Annotated in this window: 29 protein-coding genes; 21 read left to right on the top strand and 8 right to left on the bottom strand. The window is 67.4% G+C overall.

The window, feature by feature from the left end; all coding sequences use genetic code 11:
* Positions 1–6 precede the first annotated feature (6 nt).
* On the bottom strand, positions 7–1,344 hold the full coding sequence (locus tag AC1DC5_RS03735) for a DUF445 domain-containing protein (protein WP_476864244.1): 1,338 nt from the start codon (positions 1,342–1,344) through the stop codon (positions 7–9).
* Positions 1,345–1,394: 50 nt separating this feature from the next.
* Between AC1DC5_RS03735 and AC1DC5_RS03730 the strand changes: the two genes are divergently transcribed.
* Both AC1DC5_RS03730 and AC1DC5_RS03725 read left to right on the top strand, forming a co-directional pair.
* Positions 1,395–2,291, top strand: a complete 897-nt coding sequence (locus AC1DC5_RS03730; protein ID WP_476864243.1) for a glycerophosphodiester phosphodiesterase — start codon at positions 1,395–1,397, stop codon at positions 2,289–2,291.
* Between the two features lie 116 nt (positions 2,292–2,407).
* Positions 2,408–2,860 carry a hypothetical protein gene (locus tag AC1DC5_RS03725; RefSeq protein WP_476864242.1) on the top strand — a complete coding sequence of 151 codons (453 nt, stop codon included), beginning with the start codon at positions 2,408–2,410 and terminating at the stop codon, positions 2,858–2,860.
* Positions 2,861–2,897: 37 nt separating this feature from the next.
* Here the strand turns inward: AC1DC5_RS03725 and AC1DC5_RS03720 are convergent, their stop codons facing one another.
* Both AC1DC5_RS03720 and AC1DC5_RS03715 read right to left on the bottom strand, forming a co-directional pair.
* Positions 2,898–4,490, bottom strand: coding sequence for an ABC transporter permease (locus AC1DC5_RS03720; protein WP_476864241.1), 1,593 nt, complete (start codon positions 4,488–4,490; stop codon positions 2,898–2,900).
* Positions 4,483–5,442: an ABC transporter ATP-binding protein gene (locus AC1DC5_RS03715; RefSeq protein ID WP_476864240.1), complete on the bottom strand. Its 960-nt coding sequence runs from the start codon at positions 5,440–5,442 to the stop codon at positions 4,483–4,485. The genes AC1DC5_RS03720 and AC1DC5_RS03715 overlap by 8 nt, the downstream gene beginning before the upstream one ends.
* Before the next feature lie 110 nt (positions 5,443–5,552).
* Here AC1DC5_RS03715 and AC1DC5_RS03710 point away from each other — a divergent pair, with 110 nt between their 5' ends.
* The 6 genes from AC1DC5_RS03710 to AC1DC5_RS03685 all read left to right on the top strand — a co-directional run bounded on the left by AC1DC5_RS03710 (position 5,553) and on the right by AC1DC5_RS03685 (position 8,459).
* A complete protein-coding gene (locus AC1DC5_RS03710; protein ID WP_476864239.1) occupies positions 5,553–6,011 on the top strand; it encodes a DoxX family protein in 459 nt (152 codons plus the stop codon).
* Positions 6,008–6,748: an AzlC family ABC transporter permease gene (locus AC1DC5_RS03705; protein ID WP_476864238.1), complete on the top strand. Its 741-nt coding sequence runs from the start codon at positions 6,008–6,010 to the stop codon at positions 6,746–6,748. Before AC1DC5_RS03710 ends, AC1DC5_RS03705 begins: the two co-directional genes overlap by 4 nt.
* Positions 6,745–7,056: an AzlD domain-containing protein gene (locus AC1DC5_RS03700; protein ID WP_476864237.1), complete on the top strand. Its 312-nt coding sequence runs from the start codon at positions 6,745–6,747 to the stop codon at positions 7,054–7,056. The genes AC1DC5_RS03705 and AC1DC5_RS03700 overlap by 4 nt, the downstream gene beginning before the upstream one ends.
* A gap of 60 nt (positions 7,057–7,116) precedes the next feature.
* Positions 7,117–7,308 (top strand): hypothetical protein, encoded by a 192-nt coding sequence (locus tag AC1DC5_RS03695; RefSeq protein WP_476864236.1) that lies wholly within the window; start codon positions 7,117–7,119, stop codon positions 7,306–7,308.
* Positions 7,308–8,033: a GAF and ANTAR domain-containing protein gene (locus AC1DC5_RS03690; protein WP_476864235.1), complete on the top strand. Its 726-nt coding sequence runs from the start codon at positions 7,308–7,310 to the stop codon at positions 8,031–8,033. Before AC1DC5_RS03695 ends, AC1DC5_RS03690 begins: the two co-directional genes overlap by 1 nt.
* A gap of 78 nt (positions 8,034–8,111) precedes the next feature.
* Positions 8,112–8,459, top strand: coding sequence for a nucleoside triphosphate pyrophosphohydrolase family protein (locus AC1DC5_RS03685; protein ID WP_476864234.1), 348 nt, complete (start codon positions 8,112–8,114; stop codon positions 8,457–8,459).
* A gap of 52 nt (positions 8,460–8,511) precedes the next feature.
* On the opposite strand, the gene AC1DC5_RS03680 is transcribed toward AC1DC5_RS03685, so the two are convergent.
* Positions 8,512–9,144 carry a TetR/AcrR family transcriptional regulator gene (locus tag AC1DC5_RS03680; RefSeq protein ID WP_441405119.1) on the bottom strand — a complete coding sequence of 211 codons (633 nt, stop codon included), beginning with the start codon at positions 9,142–9,144 and terminating at the stop codon, positions 8,512–8,514.
* 100 nt (positions 9,145–9,244) lie between these two features.
* Here AC1DC5_RS03680 and AC1DC5_RS03675 point away from each other — a divergent pair, with 100 nt between their 5' ends.
* The 10 genes from AC1DC5_RS03675 to AC1DC5_RS03630 all read left to right on the top strand — a co-directional run bounded on the left by AC1DC5_RS03675 (position 9,245) and on the right by AC1DC5_RS03630 (position 17,759).
* On the top strand, positions 9,245–9,604 hold the full coding sequence (locus tag AC1DC5_RS03675) for a thiamine-binding protein (RefSeq protein WP_441405118.1): 360 nt from the start codon (positions 9,245–9,247) through the stop codon (positions 9,602–9,604).
* Between the two features lie 117 nt (positions 9,605–9,721).
* A complete protein-coding gene (locus AC1DC5_RS03670) occupies positions 9,722–10,399 on the top strand; it encodes an O-methyltransferase (RefSeq protein WP_476864233.1) in 678 nt (225 codons plus the stop codon).
* Positions 10,400–10,559: 160 nt separating this feature from the next.
* On the top strand, positions 10,560–11,666 hold the full coding sequence (locus AC1DC5_RS03665) for an acyl-CoA dehydrogenase family protein (RefSeq protein WP_476864232.1): 1,107 nt from the start codon (positions 10,560–10,562) through the stop codon (positions 11,664–11,666).
* The gene (locus AC1DC5_RS03660) at positions 11,660–13,087 is read left to right on the top strand and encodes a PIG-L family deacetylase (protein WP_476864231.1); all 1,428 of its coding nucleotides are present in this window, start codon (positions 11,660–11,662) and stop codon (positions 13,085–13,087) included. The genes AC1DC5_RS03665 and AC1DC5_RS03660 overlap by 7 nt, the downstream gene beginning before the upstream one ends.
* On the top strand, positions 13,088–13,882 hold the full coding sequence (locus tag AC1DC5_RS03655) for a glycosyltransferase family 2 protein (protein WP_476864230.1): 795 nt from the start codon (positions 13,088–13,090) through the stop codon (positions 13,880–13,882).
* A 393-nt stretch (positions 13,883–14,275) separates the two neighbouring features.
* Positions 14,276–14,827 carry a GNAT family N-acetyltransferase gene (locus AC1DC5_RS03650; protein ID WP_476864229.1) on the top strand — a complete coding sequence of 184 codons (552 nt, stop codon included), beginning with the start codon at positions 14,276–14,278 and terminating at the stop codon, positions 14,825–14,827.
* A 131-nt stretch (positions 14,828–14,958) separates the two neighbouring features.
* A complete protein-coding gene (locus AC1DC5_RS03645; protein WP_476864228.1) occupies positions 14,959–15,444 on the top strand; it encodes a hypothetical protein in 486 nt (161 codons plus the stop codon).
* 712 nt (positions 15,445–16,156) lie between these two features.
* A complete protein-coding gene (locus tag AC1DC5_RS03640) occupies positions 16,157–16,429 on the top strand; it encodes a DNA gyrase subunit A (RefSeq protein WP_441405111.1) in 273 nt (90 codons plus the stop codon).
* A 60-nt stretch (positions 16,430–16,489) separates the two neighbouring features.
* The gene (locus AC1DC5_RS03635; protein WP_476864227.1) at positions 16,490–17,146 is read left to right on the top strand and encodes an alpha/beta hydrolase; all 657 of its coding nucleotides are present in this window, start codon (positions 16,490–16,492) and stop codon (positions 17,144–17,146) included.
* Between the two features lie 91 nt (positions 17,147–17,237).
* Positions 17,238–17,759 carry a hypothetical protein gene (locus tag AC1DC5_RS03630; protein ID WP_476864226.1) on the top strand — a complete coding sequence of 174 codons (522 nt, stop codon included), beginning with the start codon at positions 17,238–17,240 and terminating at the stop codon, positions 17,757–17,759.
* Between the two features lie 93 nt (positions 17,760–17,852).
* Here the strand turns inward: AC1DC5_RS03630 and AC1DC5_RS03625 are convergent, their stop codons facing one another.
* On the bottom strand, positions 17,853–18,776 hold the full coding sequence (locus AC1DC5_RS03625) for a methyltransferase family protein (RefSeq protein WP_476864225.1): 924 nt from the start codon (positions 18,774–18,776) through the stop codon (positions 17,853–17,855).
* A gap of 304 nt (positions 18,777–19,080) precedes the next feature.
* Positions 19,081–19,665, bottom strand: a complete 585-nt coding sequence (locus AC1DC5_RS03620) for a helix-turn-helix domain-containing protein (protein WP_476864224.1) — start codon at positions 19,663–19,665, stop codon at positions 19,081–19,083.
* Between the two features lie 120 nt (positions 19,666–19,785).
* Between AC1DC5_RS03620 and AC1DC5_RS03615 the strand changes: the two genes are divergently transcribed.
* Both AC1DC5_RS03615 and AC1DC5_RS03610 read left to right on the top strand, forming a co-directional pair.
* The gene (locus AC1DC5_RS03615; protein WP_476864223.1) at positions 19,786–20,850 is read left to right on the top strand and encodes an NAD(P)/FAD-dependent oxidoreductase; all 1,065 of its coding nucleotides are present in this window, start codon (positions 19,786–19,788) and stop codon (positions 20,848–20,850) included.
* Positions 20,847–21,686, top strand: coding sequence for a class I SAM-dependent methyltransferase (locus tag AC1DC5_RS03610; protein WP_476864222.1), 840 nt, complete (start codon positions 20,847–20,849; stop codon positions 21,684–21,686). Before AC1DC5_RS03615 ends, AC1DC5_RS03610 begins: the two co-directional genes overlap by 4 nt.
* A gap of 26 nt (positions 21,687–21,712) precedes the next feature.
* Here AC1DC5_RS03610 and AC1DC5_RS03605 read toward each other — a convergent pair whose 3' ends face one another.
* Positions 21,713–22,369 (bottom strand): hypothetical protein, encoded by a 657-nt coding sequence (locus tag AC1DC5_RS03605; protein WP_476864221.1) that lies wholly within the window; start codon positions 22,367–22,369, stop codon positions 21,713–21,715.
* Between the two features lie 208 nt (positions 22,370–22,577).
* Positions 22,578–24,662, bottom strand: coding sequence for a heavy metal translocating P-type ATPase (locus AC1DC5_RS03600; protein WP_476864220.1), 2,085 nt, complete (start codon positions 24,660–24,662; stop codon positions 22,578–22,580).
* Positions 24,663–24,906: 244 nt separating this feature from the next.
* On the opposite strand from AC1DC5_RS03600, the gene AC1DC5_RS03595 reads away from it, so the two are divergent.
* A complete protein-coding gene (locus AC1DC5_RS03595) occupies positions 24,907–26,010 on the top strand; it encodes an SDR family oxidoreductase (RefSeq protein ID WP_441405102.1) in 1,104 nt (367 codons plus the stop codon).
* Positions 26,011–26,060: the final 50 nt, after the last annotated feature.

The following is a 26,060-nucleotide window of genomic DNA, read 5'->3' as shown; positions in this document are numbered from 1 at the left end:
GGATTGTCAGCCGAACGCCAGATGCGCCACCGTGAAGATCGCGAGCCCGGCGAGGGCTCCCACCACGGTGCCGTTGATTCTGATGAACTGCAGGTCCTTGCCGATCTGGAGCTCAATCTTCTGCGAGGTCTCCTCGGCATCCCAGCGGGCCACGGTATCGGTGATCACGCCGGCGATGTCCGAGCGGTACGTCCTCACGAGGTACCCGGCGGCGTCGCCGATCCACTTGTTCACCTTGCCGGCCAGCTCTGAGTCAACCACCAGACGGGAGCCGAAGTCACGCACGGCGGCCTTGAACCGGACAGTGAGTTCGCTGTCCGGGTCGTCGACGGCGGAGAGCAGGGCGGCCTTGATGGTGCCCCAAGTGCGGGAGGCGAGTTCCCGGATCTCGGGATCGCCCAGGACCTGGGCCTTGATGCCCTCGGCCCGGGCGATCATCACCGGATCATGCTGCAGGTCCTGCGCGAGGTCCTTGAGGTACTTGTCGATCGACAGGCGGACCTGGTGCTGCGGGTCGGACTGCACGGCCCGGGTGAACTTCAGGATTTCCACGTAGACCTTGTCGCCCACGAGCCCGTCCACGAACGACGGCACCCAAGTCGGGGAACGGTCGGTGACCAGACGGTTGACCGTCTCCTGGTTGTCCCGCACCCAGTCCACCGTCCGGTCCACGAGGACGTCCACCAGTGCGTGGTGGTGCCCGTCCTCGAAGATCCGCTGGGCCACCCGGCCCACCGGGGGACCCCACGGCGGGGTGAGCAGGTGCTTGCGGACCATGCCCTCGATCACGGCCTGGACGTCGTCGTCGTTGAGGACCGTGAACGCGCCGCGGATGACGGCGGCGCCCTCCTTGGCGACCCGCTCGGCGCCGCCGGGACCGGAGAGCCACGCCCCGGCCTTGCGCGCGATGTCGACGGAGGCCAGCTTTTCGTGGACCACCTGCTCGGAGAGGAAATTCGTTTCCACGAATTCACCCAGCGAGGCGCCGATCTGGTCCTTGCGCTGCGGAATGATGGCGGTGTGCGGGATCTTGAGGCCCATCGGGTACTTGAACAGGGCCGTCACGGCGAACCAGTCGGCGAGGGCGCCCACCATGCCGCCCTCGGCCGCGGCCCGGACGTACTCGAGCCAGGGGTACTGCTTCTGCAAGGCGAAGGCGACCACAAAGATGATGGCCATCAGGATCAGCAGCGAGAGCGCCAGCAGCTTCATTTTCCGCAGCGCGGACGCCTTCTCGGCGTCCATGGCGGCCAGGGTCTGGCGGCGGGCGGTGCCGCCGGCCACGGCATCTCCGGTGCCGGCGGGGCCTTCCGGGCGGGTACTTGGCTCAGTGTTCACCTGCATGTGCCCAGCCTAGCCCCGCTTTGGCCGGGGCCGTCCGCTAACGTGTCAGCATGACGACTGACGAGTCCACCGCAGCCCGTCCGCTGGTCTACGCCCACCGCGGTGCGAGCGAAGCCTTCGCCGAGCACACCCGGGCCGCGTATCTGCAGGCAATCGCCGACGGCGCCGACGGCGTGGAGTGCGACATCCACCTCACCCGCGACCAGCATGCGGTGCTGCTGCACGATGCCAACCTTGACCGCACCTCGGACGGTACCGGCCCCGTGGCGGACCGGACCCTCCACGAGCTCCGGCAGCTGGACTTCTCCTCCTGGAAAGGCGCCAGGATTCCGGACGACTACGGCGCCAGGTCCAACCAGTTCCTGACGCTCCCGGAATTGCTGGAGCTGCTGCGGAACGCGGGCCGGGAGATCGGCCTGGCGATTGAGTTCAAACACCCCAGCCCCTTCCAGCTCAAGCTGGAGGACCGGGTCCTGGACGTCCTCTTGTCCGCGGGCTGGGACCCGGCCACGTCCCGGCTGGACAACATCAACGTGTCCTTCATGAGCTTCAGCCCGGATTCGGTCAAGCACCTGCTGAAGTCGGTCCCGGCGTCCGCCGTATGCCAGCTCGTGGACGACATCAACGTCGAGGAAATCCGGGAGGAGCTCGGCCTGGGGGCGATCACCGGCGGGGCACTGGCGAACGTGATGAAGGCCGCGCAAACCGAGGCCGAGCGGATCCTCGACGACTGCGAAACCGGGCTCGCCGGGCCGGGCATCAACTACGTCCGCGAGCATTCCCGGACCATCCGGCGCTGGCTCGGCTCCGGCCGCCGTTTCCGCGTGTGGACCGTGGACTCGGAAAACGACGTCGCACTGTGCCGGGCGCTCGGGATCCACGAGATCACCACGAACCGGCCCGCGCAGGTCCTCGCCCAGCTGTCGGCCGGGGCCCGGAGCCTCTAAGCGGGCGGCGTCACGGCCGGCCGGAACCGTTCCTTCCAGTTTTTCCAAGGGATGCTCCGGGAGTATGCGACGTACTCGGACGGCGTCCGGAGCGGCGACAAACTTGTGGGGGAGCTATGCATCGAACCGGTATTACCCTGATCTGCGCGCTGTTGGCGGGCCCGCTCCTGGTCTCGTGCAACCAGCCGCTGGATCCTCCCGCGGCCGCGGGTTCGTCTGGATCGCCGGAGACTGCACTGCATCTTGAGGCGCCGGTACCGTCGGCGGCTGACGTCGATCCCGCGGTGCAACAACGCGTGAAGAATATTTGCGTTGAACAACTCCAGGCGCAGGCCTCCGGTGCGGTCTCCGGGCCCAAACAGTTGCGCCCGCAGAAAATCAGGCTGGTCAACGTCGCCTTCCTGGGCGAGATCAAAGAGATCTCACTTCCGGGAAGCGCAACCGGTTATGAGCTGGGCATCGAATTCGCGTTCAAGATGGGCAACGATGATGCACGGTCTCTGCGGAAATACTGCAGGGCCAACTTGAGTGACTCCACCGTGGAGTGGCAGGGGATGACGAGCCCCTAGCTCCGGGCCCAGCCCCCGGCTCCGGGCCCGACTGCACCTAAGCCGCGAGGTCGCGGCGCCGCCAGCCGGCGTAGCCCAGTGCCGCGAGAGCTGCCGCCGCGACGACGAGCGCCGCAAGCGCCGGCACACCCCCGGAGTCCACCGGCAGCAACGGGGAATGCCGGAACGGGGAGAGCTCCATGAGCCATTCGGGGGCTTTCCAGAGCACCCCGAATTCGCCCAGGGCGACCAGCGCCAGCAGCACGCCCCAGACCGCCCCGGCCAGCCGGGGTGCCCAGCCAAACACCGCCAGCGCCACACTGGTCACCACCCACGCGGCAGGGACCTGGGCCAGTGCGGCCACGGTGCTGCGGCCCACCAGCGCGGCATCGTCGACGGCGGCAGCAGCGCCGACGCCGATCGACACCCCCGCCAGCAGGAGCAGCACAGTGACCCCGGCCAGGGCAAAGCCGAAGTGGCTGCTCGCCCAGCGGATGCGGGTGGTGGCCGTGCCCAGCAGGGCTTCGGTGTGGCCCGCGGACTCCTCGCTGCGCAGGTGGTTCGCCGCGGACAAACCGAAGGCGGCCGCCAGCACCCCCATGATGCTGATCTCCGCGGCCAGGAAGGCGTCCGTCAGGGCCTCGCGGCCGCCCAGCAGTTTGATCAGATCCTGGGCGTTCGGTGAATTCAGCAGTTCCCCCACGTTGCTGACGAGGGAACCGATCACGACGCCGAACAGGAGGAACGCCACGGCCCAGGCCAGCAGCACGCGGTACTGCAGCCGCACCGCCAGGTCCCAGACGCCGGAGAGCGACCCGGCGGACGGCCCGGGACGCTCCGCCCGGAGGCCGGCGCCGAGGTCGCGCCTGGCGCGGAACGCAAAAGCCGCCGGGACAAGCACCAGGGACAGGGCAACGGGGAGCGCCAGCACCCACCAGTGGTCCCCGGCGAAGGCCCGGATCTGCTGGTTCCACCCGATGGGAGACAGCCAGGACAACACCGAGGGCCCCGGCTCCGCCAAGTCCCCGACCGCGCGCAGCGCATAGGTGACGGCGACGAATCCGATACTGAGCCCGGTGGCGGCCCGGGCGCTGGCGGTCAGCTGGGCAGCCAGCCCGGCCGCGGAACTGAACGCCATCCCCGTCGCGGCCCAGCCCAGACCGAACGCGAGGGACCCTGCCGCCGGTAACCCGCCGGCAGCCAGCGCGGCCGCCGAAAGCATCCCGAGTGCCACGTTGGCGCCAAGGCAAATGGTGAGCGCGGACGCCAGCGGGGCGTCGCGGCCCAGCCTTCCGCCGCCGAGCAGCTCCAGGCGTCCGCTCTCCTCGTCGGCGCGGGTGTGCCGGATGGCGAGGATCACCATGAGGACGGCGAGGATGGCGGTCATGAATGCGGTGTATTTGATCAGCGAGAGGGCGCCGATGGACGTGGGATCGTAGATCCGTCCGAACAGGGCCACCATCGAGGCAGTCGCGTTCAACGCGGTGGCGGCTTCCACCCGGCTCGCCATGTCCGGGTACAACTCGGCGCCGGCCAGCGCCGTCGAGTACGCGATCAGGGCAAAGCCGATGATCCATAACGGCAGCAGCCAGCGGTCCCGGCGCAGTCCGAGCCGGATCAGGACGCCCGTGCCCGCCAGGGTCTCAGGCATCGCCGGACCGCCGCGGGACTGAGGCGACGCCGGCCCCCGGGCCAGGGCCCGTGCCGGCGTCGACGCTGTTCGCGGAGCCGTAGTGGCGCAGGAACAGGTCTTCCAGCGTCGGCGGCTGGCTAATCAGGGCGTGCAGGCCGGCGGAGGTCAGTGCGTGCAGGAACGGTCCCAGACCGGCGGGCTCAACCTGGGCGCTGACCCGGTGGTTCGTCACCAGGACGTCATGGACGCCGGGCAGGAGCTCCAGTCCGGGCGGCACCGCGGCGACGTCGGCCGTGACCGCCGTGCGGGTCAGATGCCGCAGCTGCTCCAGCGGGCCGGTCTCCACGACCTTTCCGGCGCGGATGATGCTGACCCGGTCGGAGAGCGCCTCGGCCTCGCTGAGGATATGGCTGCTCAGCACCACGGTGCGTCCCTCTGCGCGCAGTTCGCGGACACAGCCGCGGAACGCGTCCTCCATCAGCGGGTCCAACCCGCTGGTCGGTTCGTCCAGCAGGAACAGCTCGGCATCGGTGGCCAGGGCGGCGACGAGGGCCACCTTCTGCCGGTTTCCCTTGGAGTACGTGCGGGCCTTCTTGCTGGGGTCCAGCTCAAACAGTTCCAGGAACCGTTCACGCCGGGCGCGGTCCTGGCCACCCTGCAGGCGGCCCAGCAGGTCGATCACCTCCCCGCCTGTCAGGTTGGGCCACAGGGCCACATCGCCGGGAACGTAGGCCAGCCGGCGGTGCAGCGTCGCCACATCGCGCCAGGGGTCCAACCCCAGCACCCGGATCGAGCCGGCGTTGGAACGCAAGAGGCCCAGCAGGAGCCGCAAGGTGGTGGACTTGCCGGCACCGTTGGGGCCCAGGAAGCCGTGCACCTCGCCGGCGGCCACTTCGAAATCCAGTCCGTCCAGGGCCGTCACGGCCCCGAAACGCTTCACGACACCGGTCATTTCCACGACACTGCTCATAGTCAACAAGCTACGCCGGATTAACGGGCAGGGACCCCTGCGGAAAGTCCCGTTTTTGGCGCGAGCGGACGCGGTTCGCGGGGGGTCCCTGGCTGTGATTGAGTTGTTCTATGCCATCTCGCTGGTCCGGCCGGGACACCCAGACGCTTTCCGCCGTGGCGATGAGTGCCCTGCTGCTGGCCAGCGCCGGGAAGCACTTCGAGGACCCCGGTTTCTTCGGCCCCGTGGTGCCGGACTTCCTCTGCCGTGACGACACCGCCGGGCAGGCCAACAGCCCGGCTGCGGTGTTGTCCCGGGAGGAATGGGTGGCGGTCAGCGGCCTGCTCGAGGCGGCCGCCGCCGTCGGGCTCCTGCTCCCGGTGACCCGGCGCACCGCCGCCGGCTGCGTCTCGGCGATGTTCACCCTCTTCCTGGCCGGACATATTGACGCGCTGCGCAGGGCCTACGGCCCGGACGGGACACCCCGGCAGCGCCGGATACACTCCCTGCGGCTGCCGCTGCAGGCTCCGCTCATTGCCTGGGCCTGGAGCCTGACTAAGCCTGCGCTGCGGAATCCGGTCCGAGCGTGAAACTCCTGCAGTCCCCGGCGGTGCGGGTCGGGCTGTCCATCAGCATCGCCACCGGGCTCTATGGGGTGTCCTTCGGTGCCCTGTCCGTCACCTCCGGACTCGACTTCTGGCAGACCATGGCCCTGAGCCTGCTGCTGTTCAGCGGCGGCTCGCAGTTCGCCTTCATCGGCGTGGTGGCCGGGGACGGCTCCGGCGTCGCGGCGATGGGGGCGGCCACTCTGCTGGGTATGCGCAACGGAATCTACGGCATGCAGATCAACGCCCTGCTGCAGCCGCGCGGCTGGCTGCGGTTCGCCGCGGCGCACGTCACCATCGACGAATCCACCGCCACAAGCACCGGACAGACGGACCAGCTCGAGCAGAAGCGCGGCTTCTGGACTGCCGGCCTCGGCATCTTCGTGCTGTGGAACCTGTTTACCGCCGTGGGCGCGCTGGCCGGAGCGGCCCTCGGGGACCCCAAACAGTGGGGCCTCGATGGCGCCGCCGTGGCCGCGTTCCTGGGCCTGCTGTGGCCCCGGCTCAAGGGCCGCGAGCCGGTGGCGATCGCCGTGGTCTGCGCGCTGGCCACCGTCCTGGCCGTACCGTTCGTGCCCGCGGGGGTGCCCATCCTGGTCGCGGCCGTGGTCGCGGCGGCAATCGGCTGGTTCAGCCATGGCCGCAGTGACGAGGGCCTGGAACCGGACGTCGACCCCTACGCCGAACACCCGCACCCGCGTCCATCGGGGGAAACGGCATGACCTTATGGATGTGGCTGCTGCTGTCCTGCGTGCTGGCATATGCCTGGAAACTGCTGGGCTATCTGGTCCCGGCCAGTGTGCTCCGCGACCCCCGGATGTCGAGGATCGCCGGGACCATGACCATTGGCCTGCTCGCGTCCCTGACGATCGTGAACACGGTGGCCTCGGGCCAGACACTGGCGCTGGATGCGCGTCTGGGGGCGCTGGCCGCTGCCGGCATCGCCCTCTTGTTCCGGGCGCCGTTCCTCGTGGTCGTGATCGCCGGAGCCGGCGCGGCCGCAGGACTCCGGCTGCTGGGCTGGAGCTAGCCGGTCCACAACGGTCTTTAGTCCCTACTTGCAACCGGGGCCCCGTGAAAGCATTCGAACATGAGCGACAACGACGACCCGGAGGCTGCTGAGCCCGGCAAAGACCAGCATCCCAAGCCGCACGAGCCGTTCGTTACGCCCGGAGCCGAGTCCACCAGGGAACTGCGCGATGTGTCACGCCGGCGCCGGGAAGCCGAGGAAAAGCTGCAGCACCACCTGCAGGAGGCCAAAGAGAAGCCGGCGGAGGATTAATGCCTAAAACGCGGCTCGCGGAGCGTCTGCAGGATCTGTTGCTCGAAAATGACGTGCTGGAGGATTTTCTCCGCCAACTCTCCGTGCTCGCCGCCGGGTTCGCCGCGGCCGAAACCGGACGGACGGTGCTGTGCTCGGTGCGGGTGGTCCGGCTTCGCCGGCCGCTGGTCCTGGCTGCCAACAACCCCGAGGCCATGATGCTGGACGGATTGCAGGACGGCATCGCGGAGGGCCCAGGGCTGGAGACCCGGAAGACCAGGCAGGCCGTGCTGGTGCCGGACACAACGATGGATCCGAGATGGAGGCGCTACCAGCGGGCAGCTGCCCAGCGCGGATACCGCAGCGTTCTCGCCATGCCCCTGCTGGAGGACCGGGACGCGGCGGCCACCCTGACCTTCTTTTCGACGTCACCCGAGGCGTTTGATGACGGCGCTGTGGCAGCTTGTGAGGCGCTCGCCGTCCGCGCCTCCAAGGTGGTCCGGCTGGCTCTCCGGTTCGAGTCCGCCCAGGGTGTGAACCGTGACCTGCTGCAGGCCATGCGGTCGCGGACGGTGATCAACGTGGCTACCGGCATCCTGATGGCCCAGAGCCGGTGCTCGCAGTCGGAAGCCTTTGAGCTGCTGGCCAAGGTCTCCAACACCCGGAACGTCAAGCTCCGGGTTGTGGCCGAGGAAATCCTCCGGAGGTTCGACGGCGCCCCGGCCGGGACGGCCTTCAGCGCCTGAGCTCCTTACGCCCGATCGTCAGAATATTTCCGGGGTCGGATGCGTTCCAGAGGTTACCGACTGGAAGAAGGACGCCCAATGCCTGCCCCCAAACATGCTGCACTCGCTGATGCCCGTGACCGTGCCCTTGAGGTACGCGCGCTCTATGAGATTCTCGAGCAGCGCCTGAACGGAAAGGTCTGGTCGGACCACGAGCTCATGATCGGGTTCTCGAACGACGTCGGGTACATCGGCCGGCTCCTGCTGGCCCGCGAAGGAACCTGGGACATTGACGGTGACCCCACCGCGGAGTTAGAGCACAAGCTGTCGGAATCGCTCTGGTGGATTTTCGTTCTTGCCGATCGTCTGGACATCGACATGACCGACGCCTTCAACACGACGATGGACAAGATCCGCGGGGGCCTCGACAGCGCCGTGAAAGGCTAAGTTCCACTCTGCCGATCTTCAGGCGCCGCCACGGCTACCCCTGAGACGGGTCCTAGCCGAGGACAAAGTCGAACGCGGTGCCCGGCAGCGGCGCCTGCGGCGGAAGCGGCCGGTCCGGGCGTTCCGTGCGGATGGCGTCCTCGACGAGGGCGACGGGGCGGCGCCAGGCGTCCGAACCCGCCTCCATGGTGTCCACGACGCCGATCAGCATGGCCAGCAGGCGGATCAGGTCCGTCATCGAAATGTCGCTGCGCAGGGTGCCCTGGCCCTGTCCGCGGCCCAGGAGCACGGCCACGGATTCGATCAGGTCGCCCGTGATGCCGGTGAGCAGTCCGCGCCGGCCTGCGACGGCTCCCAGCAGGTTGGCTTCCTCGCTGGCCACGCCCATCAGCGCGTCGATGACCCGGAAGAGACCGTCGGCGGCATCCGGCCCTGCGAGGGCCTCCTCGATGACGGGGTCGACCAGCAGTCCGAGCTGCCGGTGGAGTGCCGCGAGGACCAGATCTTCCTTGTCGGCGAAGTTCCTGAACAGCGTGGCAGGGCCTACACCGGCGGTCGCGGCGATGGTCTGCAGCGGGACCTCCGGGCCGTGCTCGCGGAAGCACTGGCGGGCGGCGGTGATGATCTTGTCCACGTTCCGCGCGGCATCGGCGCGAAGAGGCCTGCGGTCTGCTACCCGGTTCATTTGCTTAGGTTAGCAACGCGGGGCCGGGCCCGGGAGATTACTCCCGGGTAGTGACTAATGTGACGGTTTCCGCGGCCGGAGCACGTGACAGACTGGTGCCATGTTGCTTGCATTTTCTGTCGCACCCTCCGGCCGTCCGGCGCATTCGGGCGTTGACTCACCCGCCGGCTCCGCTGCCGGTTCCGCTGCCGTTCCGGCGGACGAGGCTTCGGTCCACGATGCCGTCGCCGAAGCGGTGAGGATCGTCCGGGAATCCGGCCTGCCGAACCGCACCGACTCGATGTTCACCACGATCGAGGGGGAGTGGGATGAGGTGTTCGACGTCGTCAAGCGCGCCACCGAGGCCGTGGGCCGCTACGGCAGCAGGGTCTCGCTCGTCATCAAGGCGGACATTCGGCCCGGCTACACGGGCGAACTCACCGGCAAGCTGGACCGGCTGGAACAGGCCCTCGGGGACTAGCCGCGCAGTGCCCCCCGGCCGGCCGCCGCCCATGATTCCGGGCGGCCCGACGCCCAGAATTCCGGCCCGTCCGGCGCGCCCTATCGCGGGGACCGGTCAGCTGGAAGACTGAGGGGCATGTTCGAGCATCAGCCCACCGCCCGCTGGATCGCCGTCGAGGACTTTCTCTCCGAGGCCGTGGTCCGGCCTGACGACTCCCTGAAGCGTGCTGTAACCACCGCCCTCGAGGCGGGCATGCCTCCCATCGAAGTCGCCCCGAATGCCGGCAAACTGCTGAAGCTTCTTGTACAGCTCTCCGGCGCCCGCCGCGTGCTGGAGATCGGGACGCTCGCCGGATTCAGCACCATCTGGATGGCGCAGGGACTGCCCGACGGCGGCCGGCTGCTCACGTGCGAATACCTCCCCAAGCATGCCGACGTGGCCCGCGCCAACGTGGACTCCGCCGGTCTGGGCCACCTCGTGGAGATCCGGGTCGGGGCCGCGCTGGACACGCTGCAGGCGCTCGCCGACGAGGGGTCCGAGCCGTTCGATTTCGTGTTCATCGATGCGGACAAGGAAAACAACCCGCACTACCTGGACTGGGCCGTCCGCCTTGGCCGGCCCGGCACCGCCATCGTGATGGACAACGTGGTCTGGGAGGGCGCCGTGCTGGAGCCCTCCCTGGACCCGGTCAACGCCCCGGGCATAATCAGCGCCCTGAAAATGCTGGGCGAGGACCCGCGGCTGGACGGCACCGTCATCCAGACCGTGGGCTCCAAAGGCTGGGACGGCTTCGCCCTGGCGAGGGTGCTGTAGCCGCGGGAGCGTCCCGCCGGCCCGGGGTTTGGCACCGGAAATGCCCAAGTGCTAAGTGTGCTTATATTTAAGGTGCGGGCTGTAGTTACTGAGCGGTAGCCCGGCTGGCTGGCGTCGACGCCGCCGGCACCCGACGCACTTCAAAGGAGAACAGGCCCGAATGAACCGGACCCCCGATTCCCGGCGGCCCCGCGCTGTAAGGATCAGTTCCGCGCCGGAGGACCTGGCCGGGCTCAGCCCCTTGCTGGACGACGCCCGGTCGGCCGTCGGCGACGTCCCTGCCCTGCTGGAGCTGGCCAAAGCCGCAGCGGAAGCCGCCCCGAACCCCGGTGAAGGCCGGACGGCCTTCCTGTGGGAGATCCTGGCCTCCGTCACCGCCGTCGACGTCGCAGCCGGCCGGGCCATCGAACCGCATCTGGACGCCTCCGCGATTCTCGCCCAGGCCGCTGGCCAAGCGGCGGTGGAGGGCTGGGAATGCCCGGACTTCGACGGCGTCCACTTCGACGGCGCCTGGGGTGTCTTCGCCGCCGAAGCCGCGGGCCTGCGGCTCGAGGCCAAACCGGCGGACGGCTGTTTCCTGCTGCAGGGCTCCAAACCATGGTGCTCCCTCGCCGCCCAGCTGGACCACGCCGTCGTGACCGCCCACCTGGACGACGGCGGCCGGGCCGCCTTCGCGGTCGACCTCCATGCCCCCGGCGTGAGTTTCGCGGACCCGGAATGGACCAGCCGGGGACTCCGGGAAATCCCCAGCGGCACCGTGCACTTCGACGCCGTTCCGGCCGTGCCGCTGGGCGACGCCGGCTGGTACTACCGCCGGCCCGGCTTCGCGTGGGGCGGCATGGGCGTGGCCGCCTGCTGGCTGGGCGGCGCCGTCGCGGTGGCCCGCGGCTTCAAGGAATCCCTGGCCGATGCGGCCGACGGCGGCCGCGAACCGGACCAGCTCGCGCTGGCCCATCTCGGCGAGATCGACCGTACCCTCACCGCCCTGGCCGGGTACCTCGCCCGGACCGCCGCAGAAATCGACGCCGGGGGACTCTCGGGCGCCGGCGCGTGGAGCGAGGCCCTGCGCGTCCGCGGCAACGTCGCCACCGCCGTCGAACGCATCCAGACGCTGGTCAGCCAGAACCTCGGCCCCGGCCCGCTCGCCTTCGACCCGGTCTACGGAAAACGCATGGCCGACCTCGCCCTGTACATCCGCCAGCACCACGGCATGCGCGACGACGCTCAGCTCGGTGCCCTCACACTCAAGGGCGACCACCCATGGTGAGCTTCACGCACCAGGACGCCGGAACCAGCGAGGACGCCTGGGCTGCCAGCGGACTGGCCGCACTCCCGGAGCTGCCGCTCGACGCCGGGGAGCTCGCCGGCCAGGCGTTCATCGTTTTGGCTGCGCACCCGGACGACGAATCCCTCGGCGCCGGCGGGCTGATGGCCCGGATTCGGGGGCTCGGCGGCCGGGTGATGGTGCTGCTGTGCACGGCGGGGGAGGCCTCCCACCCGGACTCACCCACCACGACGCCGGAACAGCTCGCCGCCGTCCGGCTCCGGGAATTCGGCGGCGCGCTCACACATTTGCTGCCGGACCCGGACTGGCGCTTCCTGGCCCTGCCGGACGGCCAGCTCGCGGGACACCGGGCAGAGCTGATGTCCGCGCTGCAGCAGGCCATCGCCGATGTGACGGCCGGCTCGGGACTGCCGGCGGAGCGGATCACGCTCGTGGCTCCCTACCGGCACGACGGCCACACGGACCACGATGCACTCGGCTCCGCCGCCGCCGAAGCTGCCGGTGCGGGCGGCCACGGGCTGCTGGAATACCCCATCTGGTACTGGCTCTGGGCGGACGCCACGGACCGGGCCTGGCAGTCCTGGTTGCGCCTGCCGCTGGATCGTGCCGAACGGCAAGCCAAGGCGGCGGCAATGGCTGCCCACACCTCGCAGGTCAGGCCCCTGTCCGGGCAGCCGGGCGACGAGGTGCTGCTTCCGCCGGCGTTCATGGAGCATTTCGAGCGGCCGTTCGAGACGTTCGCTTGGCAGCATCCGGCCGCCGGCGCCAACGGCTCCTACGCCGCCGCCGACGCGGAAGGCGTTTTTGACGTTGTCCACAGCGGAGACGACGACCCGTGGCAGTACACCACCAGCTGGTACGAACAGCGCAAACGCAGCCTCACCCTCGCGGCCCTGCCCAGCCTGACCTACACGGCAGGGCTCGAGATCGGCTGCTCGATCGGGACGCTCAGCGTGGAACTCGCGCAACGCTGCACCAGCTTCCTGGCCGTCGACGCGAGCAGCGCGGCGCTGGCCCATGCCGCCCGGCGCCTCGAAAACCTGCCCGCCGCCCGGACCCGCCACCTCACGGTCCCGCAGGACTGGCCGGACGGCCGCTTCGACCTGATCGTGGTCTCCGAGGTGGGCTACTACCTCTCGCCCGGAGAGCTGGCTGAGCTGTTCAAGCGGGTCGAGGCCTCCCTCCTGCCCGGCGGCACCCTGGCACTGTGCCACTGGCGCCACCCCATCTCCGGCTGGGAGCTCGACGGCGACTCCGTCCACGCCGCCGCCCGCCGCCAGCTCGGCTGGGCAGACGCAGGGCTGTACCGGGAACGCGATTTCATCCTGGAGGTCCTGATCGCGCCCGGGCCCGGCGGGGATCAGCGGACGGCAGCCGCCGTCGTGCCGGGCGCGGGCCGCTAGATGGTAGCCCTTGCCCTGCCGCTGCCCCGCGGACACAGTATCGACCGGATCTGCGTGGTGCTTCCCGCCCACAACGAAGAGGAGCACCTCGGCCGCGCCCTGCTGGCCGTGCAGCGTGCCGCAGACGCCCTGTACCGCCTCCGGCCCGACGTCGAGGTCCGGGTGACCGTGGTGTTGGACAGCTGCACCGACGGCTCCGCCGGCATCGCGGCCGAGTTTGTCGCGGCGGACCGGCGCTTCTGTGCCCTCGAGGTTAGCTTCCGCAGCGCCGGGGCAAGCCGAGCGGCCGGCATCCGTGCCGCCGGCATCGGCGCGGCCCGGCGGAGGCCGCCCGGCAGGCGTTGGACACCCCAGCCGTGGGCGGGACGGACGTGGCTGGCGAACACGGACGCTGACTCACAGGTTCCGGACAACTGGCTCGTCCGCCAGCTGGAATTCGCCGAGGCCGGAGCCGACGCCGTGCTGGGCTCCGTGGAACCGGACCCGGACGGGATGGACCCGGAACTGCGCAGGCGCTGGCTGGAGCACCATCCATTCGAGGAAAACCACCCGCACATCTACGGGGCCAATTTCGGGGTCAGGGCCTCTGCCTACCTGGCCGCCGGAGGCTTCCCGAAGCTCGCCTCGCACGAGGACCGGACGCTGGTGCAAAGCCTCCGGAACCGGGCCTTCACGGTGACGGCCACGGACAGCATGCGTGTGCTCACGTCGGGCCGCATCCACGCCCGGGCACCGCACGGCTTCGGCTCCTACCTCCGCACGCTGGGCCGGCACCGACCGGACGCGGCCGGCTGACGGGAACGGCCGACGGCGGATGGGTCACCGCGCCGGTACGCCTGCGCGCGGACGGCGCCGGACAAAGGTCTGTTCACCGCAGTGCGGCCACGCAGCGTGGTTTCTCGCCGGCGTGCCAGTTGCCGCGAGATCAGGCTGGAAGGAACTGCTGGAGTTGCTCACCTGCCGTCCCTGGGTTGGCCCTAGATGCGACCGGCTGGTCGTGAATCACGATGACTTATTCACCCGGGGGTCTTCGACGGAAAACGACTCTCAGCGTGTCATGAGCACGCCTCCGCTGTTCCGCATTCATGTTGCGATTCGTCCAGGCACCACCACCACAGTCGGAGGCTGTGCCCGCCGTGCACATGATCACCCGAGATTAGCGCTGATGCGGAGACATATGCTGAAACCATGACTGAAGTCATTCGCGTACGAAGACACGTCGACCTCGCTGCAACGGAACTTGGTGCGCTCCAGAGCCTTTTCGATAGCGAGTACTTTAACGAATTTGGCCCGTGGAACCCCGACGCGCCCTACGGCTATTCACCTGCAGATACTCACGTCTTGGCGTTCCACGGACAGGCTTTGGCTGCTCATGTGGGCTTTCAACGTCGCCGGATCGCAGTGGGCCCCGATGAGGTCCTGGTGGCTGGCACGGGAGGTGTCCTGGTCGATGAACGCTCACGCGGTACGGGTCTTGGTCGGCGAGTAATGCGATATGCCCAAAAGGCGATGCGTGGGGCCGGAGTCGACTTTGGCTTTCTCGGATGTCGAAGGGAAGTCGTGCCGTTTTATGAGTCAGCGGGGTGGGTGCCGGTCTATGCCACGGAACGATGTTTGTCCCGGTTGGATCAGAAGTCCGTGGTCGTGTCTCAGGGTGGCCCGATCCTGATCTGCTCCGCCAGGCGCGACGCGAGCGAGTGGCTGAAGGGTGACATCGATCTTCGGGGCACGCCCTGGTGACGGATCTGTCCAGTGGGGGACCCGATTGCGGGCGCCCGATGAAGTGTGATTCTGCAGCATTTGGACCACTGGAGACGGTGGTTCAACGGACCACCCTGATGCCAGATAGGGGATGCCTTTAGGGGGCGAACGTGACGCACCGGGCCGACTCGGTGAGGAACAATGGTCGCAGTTCCAATCAGGAGGCAGAAGCTTTGAAAAGGTTCTATGTCGCGTCGAGCTTCAGGAATATCGTCAACGTCCGGTACGTCGTGCAAACCTTGGAAAGCAAGGGCTACGTCAACACGTACGACTGGACCCCGAACGCGTCGGCGCGCGATGCGGGCACAGCCACCCTCGGTGATCTGCGGTCCATCGGGCAGCATGAGAAAGATGCAGTGATGGGTGCCGACGTCGTCGTAATCCTGCTTCCAGGCGGGAAGGGCACGCATGTTGAGCTTGGCATCGCGATCGCTCAGGGCAGAAGGACAATCCTGCATGCGCCGGACGAAGTCATCAACAACTTGGAGACCACCAGCGCGTTCTACCACCTACCTGAGTTGGAGACGTGCCACGGCACTCTCGACGACCTCTTAGCCATGATCGTCGGCCGAGAAGCGACCGCATCCGCTGTCTGACTCGATTCGTGTCGCAGTGAGGGACGGGCTTACGGGCATCAGTGGGCGGTCGTTTTAGTTTCCTGGTTGGGGGGCAGTCACCTCTGGCGCTTGGCAGTTCGACGGTGCGCCGGCTTACAAGCACCGCTCATCCGGCCAAGAACAACCGCTCCCAGTTTGTTCGGTACAGTGAGCGAAAACCGTCACGCCCACCGGATCATCAGGATCCGCAACCTTCTTGGAGTTTGGTGATTCGCATGGCTGAGCTGGTCGAGCAGTATCTCAGGGTAGTGGAGCACACGCGGTCTGGCCCGTTCGGACTGAAGCACCGTTGGACGTATGTGCTTGTCGATGCCCTAGGGCAGGAGCGAAGGCTGCATAGTACAAGTGAAGTGCTGGATGCGCTTGACTCTAAATTGGGGCGTCAGGATGCGTACCTTTGCATGCATCGAGCCTCGGATCTGTTTAGGAACGGTCAATCGGAGTGGGTTGGGTTCATCTCCGGAGCTGTCGTCCCTGATGCGAACGGAAGGCCTCACTATGAAGAGACCTGACCCGTCATAGTCGCACGGCAACAACTCCATCGCAGGGCTGTGGTGAAACTGAATCGGGACTACCTCTGGTCTTAGTTAGCTCGATCACCTAACGCGCAGTGTGACCGCAGCGCCCGGCGAAGACTCCCCAAACTGGACGGAAATGCCCCAAAGACTGCCGGTCGTGCAAGAATCGCGGCATGGATGAGGATGAGCGGCGGACGAGGGATGAATTGATGGTCTTCGAGGCCATGGAGCAGGCGATGGGCCGGCGCGACGAGGTCTTCCAGGTGATAGACGATTCAGAGGACGCGGACGAAGCAATCCGCCGAGTGGGACAACTATTGGGCGTGGGGGAACTGGGCAGCCGTGTAGTCCTGGACCTGCAGGTCCGAAGATTCACGCGGGACCAGCGACAGGCCATCGCTTCCCATGCGGAAGAACTTAGATCAAAGCTTCCCGATGGGCGCTGAGCCGGTCTCGCGCCATCCGCTTACAGTTGATCGCCCTGGCCTCGCGCCCCGGCTCGTTGGATGAATCAGCAGACTGAGGTGGTGATCGTCCATGGTTTGTGGCACCAGCCGGCCCACTTCGATCAGTTGGCGGCCAATCTGCGCAGCCTGGGCGCCAGCGTCCATGTTCCTCGTCTGCATAGGGGTTCGCTAGCTGCGGACACTGCGGAAGTACAAGGGATGGTCGATCGCTGTTTGCTACCGCCAGTTGTCCTCGGCCATTCTTACGGCGGATCTGTTATCACTGGCCTGGAGCGGGTCCGCCATCTCATGTACGTTGCGGCTTTCGTTCCGGCAACTGGTGAGAGCGGCTCCACGTTGGGGGGTCCAGCAGCACTGGTCAACGACGCCATCCGGTACAACGACGACGGGTCTACCAGTATTCAGCCGGAACGGGCTCGCGAGGTTTTGTACGCTGATTGTTCCGCCGCCGACAGCGCATGGGCCACTTCGCTCCTGGTACCTCAACAACCCGGTCACGGTCGCGGTGTACCCGGCCGCATCGCCTGGAAAACCACCGAGAGCACCTATATTCACTGTGAACAGGACAGAGCGCTAAGCCCTGTCCTTCAGGAACGAATGGCCGGCCGCTGTACGAACATCGTCAGTTTGAACTCAAGCCATTCGCCCTTCATCAGCCAACCCGAGTGGCTCGCCGGAAAAATCTTGGAGATATAGACACCTCGTCGGCCGAAGCTGATACATGGGGATCTTGCCCCTCGAGGAGCGATGCACCAGCCCGTGGCAGACACTGACCCAAAGGAGACCCATGGCGGACAGAACTCGCGTCGAACGCCTCGAAGTGAGCGTCGGAGGGCTTTCCCGGCGTCAGCTCATGACCAGCCTGACTTCGCGTGGAATCCTGGTCAACGGTCATGCGGAAACCCTGCTCGAGGACGTCGCATTCCGTGACCGTTCCCCTCGTCCCGTGATGGTCGCTGAGCGGACGGTCGCCGAACTAGGACTTCCAGGCGGGGCGACGCTTCCTCAGATCTTCGAGGTTGCACAGCAACAGGGCCTGTTGCTGTGCCCGGTGGATACCGGGCCCTATCTGCGCCTTGCTCTGAACGGGCAGGTGGAGTCCTGCGACTCCGTGATGTCTTCGGGGCGGGCACCCGACGGCGGCCTCACAGTGGCCGCCGAAGTCCTTAGTCACGACGACGAGTATCCGAAGGGTTTCTACCTACGCGTCGTAGACGGCCAAGCGTGGCTGCGTGGCTACCGATGCGACGACGAGCACATGTGGTCCCCCGACGACCGCTTCATCTTTCAGCTTCCGCCGTCCGCTTGAACTCGGCCGCGTTCCGGCCCGGCGGCGCCGTTCCGACGCGGTGTGTGGAGCGCAGAGAAAAGTGGCGCCGTTTTCGCAGCGCTAAATGTCACCCTAGTAACGAGACCTGGACCCGGGCTCTGGCCGACAGTCATCGACCTTGAGAGCGAAGTGACTCCGGTACCTGGGGAGCCAGCAGCGCACCGTGTCGCGGTACCTCTGGAATTCTTCGCCGAACCGTTTCTGAAGGTCAGATTCCTCCAGCGGCCTGACGGCGAAGTTCCACACCAGCGAGCCCACGACGGCGTAGGCGACGACGAGCCATGACTGGAGGATGATGCCGACCGCGGCGCCCTGAACGATTCCCGCAACCGCCATCGGATTACGAATCCAGCGGTACGGACCTGCGATAACCAGACGGTTGGGCATCGCCGCTGGAAGCGGCGTGCCATCCCCAAGCGTCGACATCACTACTGCCGACCAGATGCCAAGAGCGCTGGCGAGTAGAAGCAGCGCGGCACCGAAATAACCGGCAAACATTGGAAACGGGAGGGCCACGCCCCACCGCTGTTCGAAAAACACAATGGCCCAAGGAACCACGGCCAGGAAGAACCCCCAGAAGAGGACGATCTGACCGAATGTTGAAGCCACATGGGTTGCGGCTTTCGGGCGGCTGCTCGCGGGACGGAACCCGAATGGTCCGCCGATAATCCACGCGGTGGGCACGCGCCCCAGCAAGACAAGGCAAAGAGCGATCAGCGAACCAGCGGTGGCGGCACCCATGGCCAGGACGCCCCAGCCCGCCTCGGTTGTGACCGTGGCGAAAACCGCCAGTGCGACGGCGACGACGCCCGTCCAGCCGGTAGCCACTGCCGCGGCAGCCCTGACGCCGAACGCCGCCACGGCCGAGGCCATAACGAACAGTGGAATGTCGAAGACCGCCACTGCGACCGGGTCGAGACTGCCGAGGGTCGCCTCGCGCACCAGGAGCGACGCGAAAACCGCGATCCACCACGCGAGACCGGCAAGCGCCTGCATGGCGAAATAGGCGCGCCCCCACCCAACCCAGGGCGTCACCGCATCAACCCAAGCATCAGTAGTCCCTGCCGGCATCTCGATGGAATTCTTCGGGCAGCCACTTCCAGTTCAAGGACCGGCCGCGCTTGTGTCGAAGACAAATGTCGGCCTCAGCCTACCGAATACCGTTCCACCCAGTTCGCACAGCAATTGCACAGGCGATCCGAATAGGGGGCACAGTTGCCCCCACCATCTCTGGCCTCACGGGATCCTAAGCGAAGGGTCGTCTCCTGCAATTCATCGCAGAACCCGCCGGACCTCTTCGCTATGAGGGCTTGGGCCGCGCGCGTACGTGCATCCGCTCGCCCTGCTGCCCGAACAGACTGATGAACTCGACGGGTCTGCCGTCAGCGCTGGCGAACCAATGTGGTGTGCGGGTGTCGAATTCCGCGGCTTCGCCGGGGCGAAGTTCAAAGTCCTTGTCGCCCAGGACCAGCCGGAGCCGTCCGTTGAGGATGTACAGCCATTCGTAGCCTTCGTGGACGCGCGGGTCAGGCTCTGCCCCGCGCGCACCGCCGTCGAGCACCATCTTGAAGGCCTGCAATCCGCCGGGGCGGCGCGTGAGAGGAACAGCCGTCATGCCGGCGTGAGTGATGGGCTGCAGGTGAATTCTCGGATCCCCGGTAGGCGGCGCGCCCACCAGATCATCGAGGGGAACCCCGTACAACCTCGCCAAGGGCAGCAGGAGTTCGAGATTGGGCCGGCGTTGGCCGGATTCCAGCCGGGACAGGGTGCTCACCGACACTCCGGAGGCGGAGGACACCTCCCCGAGGGTGAGGTTCCGTTCCGAGCGGAGCGCCCGAAGCCGGGGGCCGACGGCCCCGAGAACATCGTCCAGTTCATTTTCCATGCCCCCACTTTGCCATAACGGCAATCATGTTTGTCAAAATTCGCACGGGCAGGGAAAGCTGGTGTAACCGCCCCAGGACGCCGGCGGCGAACTTTCAGGACGCGATGAAGGACAAATCACATGGACCCCACACGGTATGACGTTGTAATCGTTGGCGGCGGCGCTGCGGGACTCAGCGCGGCCACGACGCTGGGCCGGGCGCTGCGCTCGGTGCTGGTCATCGATTCCGGAACCCCCCGCAACGCACCCGCGGCGGGTGTGCACGGATTCCTGTCAAGGGACGGAATGAACCCCCGGGAACTCCTGGCCATCGGACGCAGCGAAGTGCTTGCCTACGGAGGCACGGTCATTGACGGCGACGCCGTTTCGGCACGTCGGACCGCCGATGGATTCGAGGTGATTCTCGAAGATGGCCGCCGGTTCATCGGCAGACGGCTCCTCGTCACCACCGGCCTGACCGATGGGCTGCCTCCCATTGACGGACTGCGGGAGCAATGGGGAAAGGGCGTTGTGCACTGCCCCTACTGCCACGGCTGGGAAATCCGCGGGCAACGGATCGGCGTGCTGGGCACCGGCCCGCTGTCCGTCCATCAGGCACTGTTGTTCAGGCAGTGGTCCCCGGATGTCACCCTTTTCCTCAACGACACCGTGGAACCCGCCGACGAGGAGTGGGACAAGCTCGCTGCCAGGTCCATAACGGTCGTCGACGGCGCTGTGGCTTCCGTCGACGCTGTCGACGGCGTCCTCACGGGGCTCACGCTCCGCCAGGGCGCCTCGTTCGACGTCGAGGCCCTGGCTGTCGGAACACGGATGGAGGCCAGGTCCGCGCTTCTCGAGTCCCTTGGGCTGCGTCCCCAGGTGCACCCGTCGGGGGCCGGACACTTCATCGAGACCGACGCCATGGGTGCGACTGCCGTCCCCGGCGTGTATGCCGGGGGCAATGTCTCCAACCTGATGGCGCAGGTGATCACCGCGGCGGCCGAGGGGGTCATGGCCGGCGCAAGGATCAACGCCGACCTCATCGACGAGGAAACCCGGTGGGCTGTTGAGGGGCACTTCGGCCCCTTCTCGGCCGCCGCGGAGGCAGCCGTCTCCAACATCGTGCTGGACCGACGACGCTATGGCTTTGATGATGAGCTGACTGCTGCCGGCACCGGCCCTGCGGCCAAGATGGAAGGGTCATGAACAAGAATCACCACGCCCACCGGACGCCGGATCACGACTACCAGCAGACCCACCAGCAGTCCGGCAGTCATGACCAGCACCTCGTCCTCGACCTCGATGCCGAGGTGTTCGGCGAGCACCTCGCAGCCGTCCTGGACCTGGCCGGGGTGCCGGCTGCGCGCAGTGTTGTTGACCTCGGCGCCGGCACCGGAGCAGGCAGCCGGCTGCTGCGCGGGCGGTACCCGGACGCAACGGTCACCTGCGTCGACAACGACCCGCAGATGCTCGAGCTGCTCCGCGGGCAGGGCTTCGCCGTGGTCGAGGCCGACCTCGACGACGGCTTCCCTGCGCTCGCCGGCCCCTTGACGACGGCGGATGCGCTGGCCGGGGCGCCAGTCGACCTGGTGTGGGCTTCGTCCTCGCTGCACCACGTCACCGACCCCGCCCGGCTCCTCTCGGGGGTCCGCCGGGCGCTAGCGCCGGGTGGTGTCCTGGCCGTCGTCGAACTCGCCGCCCTGCCGCGCTTCCTAAGCCACCCGCGTGGAGCGCTGCTGGAGCAGCGATGCCACGCCGCCGCGGCGGCCGAGGGGTGGAACCACCACCCGGACTGGACGCCGGTCATCGAGGCCGCCGGGTTCCGCGTCACCCGGTCCGAGGTGACAGCCGTCGCGCCCGTGACTCCGGCTGCGCGGGAGTACGCCCGGCAGTGGTTCGCGCGTTTTGCGCACCTGGCGGCTCTGACCGCTGAAGAACGCAACGCCGTGGCGGAACTGCTGGAGCGATTCCCCGACGACGTCGAGCTGGAACCCCGTGCCACCCGGACCGTATGGGTGGCAACCTCCGACCAAAACGTCTGATCGCGGCCATTCCGGCCCGGAACAAGTTACTTACATGGAACGAGCCTGAAGGCGTAGCGGGCGGCCGGGCCGCTGCCGGGGTCCATCTTGAAATCTGCTCCCTCGGTGACCAGCTGCACGGTCGCTTTAAAGGTGTCCCCGTTGCAGTCAACCTGCACCGGGGCAAGAACTTCGGCGCCTGCCCAGGTGGATACGGACAGCCCTGCCCTGGGCGGTCCATCGCAAATGAATTGCAGTTCGTAGGTGCCAGGTTCGGCTGAGGTCCCGAATCCGGTGGGAGAGTCCGACGCAGTGAAGCCGCGCACCTCTCCCGGCAGCTCGGACTTCAGCTGCTGCGAGGCCCACTCGCCCAAATCTTCCAGCGCTGACATCTGCGGGTCAGTGTTGGGCCCCAGAGTAAGACCGGCTGCGGCTGGCCTCCCCGATGCCGGGACCGCGCTGATGGTGATGGGGCCGCCGGTATGTCTGAGGTATCGCTCCAGCGTGGCGTCGCACTTGAATTCCGTAGCCTCCGGAACCCCCTCGTCGCCTCTGACAAGCGTCAGCTTGGCGCCGTACACGCCGGTGCAGGCGCCGGTGACCGTATAGTCCCCGGGGGCAAGAATCAAGGACAGTTTTCCAGCGGGCTCCGCTTCCGACGGCATGCCGGGGTCCGTTGAGGATGCAGCCAGCAAGCGGGCCACTTCACCGATGTTTTCTGCGAGTGTGCGGGCTGGCTCCGTAGCTTGCTGGGACGATTGAGCTGGCCCCTCATCCGGGCCGTCATACTCGCACCCGGCCAGCGGGATAAGAAGCGCGGCCAAGATGAACAGGACTCGCCTGCGCTGAGTCCGGATCCCCCCATGATCTGACATGCCCTGAGTCTAGTCTCCTGAATTCAACCACGGGGACTCAGGACTGTTCCGCGGATCGCGGAGGCCGGGAAGCAGCCAGCGCTCCGGTAGTGCCGCCGGCAGCCTTCTGCCCCGTGGTCCCGGTGTCCGGCCCCCTGGTCCCGGCACCCCTCTTGCCGGCGCTGAGGGCGCGCAATGCATTGAGGATCGTGGCCAGGTCCACCAGTTCCTGGGACAGGGCCCCGGCGATGGCCGGGACGTACCCGGCCGCCGCCGCGACCATTAGCGCGACGCTCAGGGCGATGCCGATCCAGATGCTCTGCAGCGCCACCTTCACGGTGCGCTGGCCGATCCGCACGGCGGACGCCACCTTGAACAGGTCGTCGAGGATGATCACGACGTCGGCTGACTCGCCGGCCGCCGTCGAGCCGCGCGCGCCCATGGCGATTCCGACGTCGGCGACGGCCAGGACCGGGGCGTCGTTGACGCCGTCGCCGACCATCATCACCGGGCGCAGGGGCAGGGACCGCACGGCTTCGACCTTGTCCGGCGGCAGGCACTCGGCCCGGACATCGGTGAGTCCAGCCTCGTCCGCGATGTGCTCGGCGGTGGCGAGGGCGTCGCCGGTCAGCATGACCGTCCGGGTGACGCCCATCGCCGCCAGTTCGGTCAGCGTGCGGCGGGCTTCCCTGCGGATCGGGTCACTCATCACGAGCGCCCCGGCGAATTCCCCGGCCACACCCACGTAGATGGCGAGTTCGCCGCTGGCCAGCTCCGCCTCCACGACGGCGCCGGCCGATTCGGCGACAAACTTGGGCTTGCCGACCACCACGTCACGGCCGTCGAAGCGTGCCCGGACGCCGTGCGTGGCGAATTCGGTGGCTTCCGTTGCGAATTCGAAGACCAGGCCCCGGTTCCGAGCCGCGTCCATCACCGAGGCGGCGAGGACATGGGAGGAATACTGTTCGGCGGAGGCCGCAAGGCCCAGGACCTGGTCCTCGGTCAGGGACCCGGACGTCCGTACGGCGACCAGCGCGGGCCGGCCGTACGTCAGGGTGCCCGTCTTGTCGAAGGCGGCCGTCTTGATGCGGCTCAGTTGCTCCAGGACGCCGGCGTACTTAACGATGATGCCGGAATGCGCGGCGCGGCTCATTCCGCCGAGGAACGCCACGGGGGCGGCGATCAGCAGCGGGCAGGGGGTGGCCACCACCAGCACCTCGGCGAACCGGGCGGGGTCTCCGCTGATGATCCAGCCGACGGCGCCGAGGATGTAGGCGAGCGCCGTGAACGGTACGGCATACCGGTCAGCCAGCCGCACCATGGGTGCTTTGCTCTCCGAGGCCTCTTTGACCAGGGCAACGATGCGGCTGTACTGGGAATCCTCCATCATGGCCGACACCTGCATCCGGACCGCGGCCTCGCCGTTGAGGGAACCGCTCATCAGTGCGTCGCCGGCGACCCGTTCCACCGGAAGGCTTTCCCCGGTGAGTGAGGACTCGTCGAAGGTGCCGGATTCGGAGAGCAGGACGCCGTCCAGCGGCACCACTTCACCCGGCCGGACCAGCAGGATGTCACCGACCTGGACGTCGGTGGCGGCAACATCCTCGTGCTGGCTGCCCGCGTTGGTGTTGTCCGGGTTGGTGTTGTCCGTGTTGGTGTTGTCCGTGTGGGTTCCGCCGTCGTCAGTTCCGCCTGTATGGGTTCCGGCGGCGGAGCTTCCGGCGGCGGGACCGGCTGTATTGGTTCCTGTACTGGTTCCTGCGGAGCGGCCGCCGTTGCGTTCCCGGTGGGCCGTCTGCGGGACGCGCTCCAACAGGGAGGTCAGTTCCTTCTTGGCCCGGCCGGCGGCGTAGTCCTCAAGTGCCGTGCCGCCGGCCATCATGAGGACAATGATCATGGAGGCGATGTACTCGCCCACGAGGACCGTGCTGACGATCGCGGTGACCGCCAGGATGTCGATACCCCACTGGCCGCGCATTACCCGGCGGACCATGCCGACGGCCAGGTACACGGCCACGGCCAGGGCATAGACGCTGGCCAAGATCTGCGCGATCAGCGGCTGCCCGGACAGGAGCAGGACAAGCACCGCGAGCAGCGCAGCTACCGTGCCCGCAACCAGCGGATACCGGAGCAAGAGTTTCACGGATATCCTGCCTTGATATCGCATCGGGTTTAGCCTCTTCGACTACTTGCATCCTACTGCGGACCCCGCCGTGGAAGGCCTCTGCAGGCACAGGTTACGAAGCGCCGGCGGGCCGTCATCGCACCGGCATGAGACGCTGGACCGGGGCGGGGGAGACCCGCCCGGCCAGGCAAGCCCGGACGAAGGGGGCCGGCCACCGCGCAGCCAGAGAACCAGGCAGCGGGACAGCACCAGGAGGAATGGCATGCGAAGCAATTCAGACCCCGTTGAGACCAAGACTGCCCTGGTGGTTGGGGCCACGGGGATTGCCGGATCCGCCCTGGTCGACAGGCTGACGGATGAGGGCTGGGACGTGGTGGCACTGTCCCGCAGCCGGATCCAGCGCGGCGATGTCCGCCATGTGAATGCGGACCTGCGTTCCGTGGAGAGCTTGCGTGAAGCCCTGGCCGGCGAACGGCCGACCCACGTGTTTTACACCGCGTGGGCGCGGATGAACACGGAGCAGGAAAACATCGAGACCAACGCGGCCATGCTGCGGAACCTGCTCGCCAGCCTCAGTGGTCATCCGGTGAAGCACGTGGCTCTCATGACCGGGCTGAAGCACTATCTGGGCCCGTTTGAAGCGTACGCGGCGGGGGAGATGCCGGACACTCCCTTCCGCGAAAGCGAGCCGAGGCTGCCGACCCCCAACTTCTACTATGCCCAGGAAGACGAGCTGTGGGCTGCCGCCGGGAAGCAGGGCTTTGGCTGGTCCGTGCACCGGGCGCACACGGTGATCGGGCATGCGGTCGGCAACGCGATGAACATGGGTCTCACGCTCGCCGTCCAGGCATCCATCTGCCGGGAACTCGGGCAACCGTTCATCTTCCCTGGCTCCGAGACGCAGTGGAACAGCCTTACGGACATGACGGACAGCGGGCTGCTGGCAGAACACATGATCTGGGCGGCCACCGCGGACGGCGCAGGCGACGAGGCCTATAACATCGTCAACGGCGACATCTTCCGCTGGCGGCGCATGTGGCCCGCGCTGGCCGCCTATTTCGGCGTCGAACCCGTAGGCTACGCAGGGCAACCCCGTCCGCTCGAACAACAGATGCTCGGCAAAGAGAGCGTCTGGGCAGAGATTGCCGCAAGCCATGGGCTGGCCGAGCCCGACCTCGCACGGCTCGCCTCCTGGTGGCACACAGACGGTGATCTGGGCCGGAACCTCGAAGTCGTCACCGACATGAGCAAGAGCCGCCTGGCGGGCTTCACTGGATACCGCCGCACGGAAGACTCCTTCCTCCGGCTGTTCGACCGGTGCCGTGCCGACCGCCTGATTCCCAACGCGCCGCACGGCTCTACCTAGCAACGCGGGGTCAGATTGCGTCCATCCGAGGGGCCAACATGGGCGCCAAG

Source organism: Arthrobacter sp. 10L424, from assembly GCF_056395325.1.
This window is presented reverse-complemented; position numbering and strand designations above follow the sequence as displayed.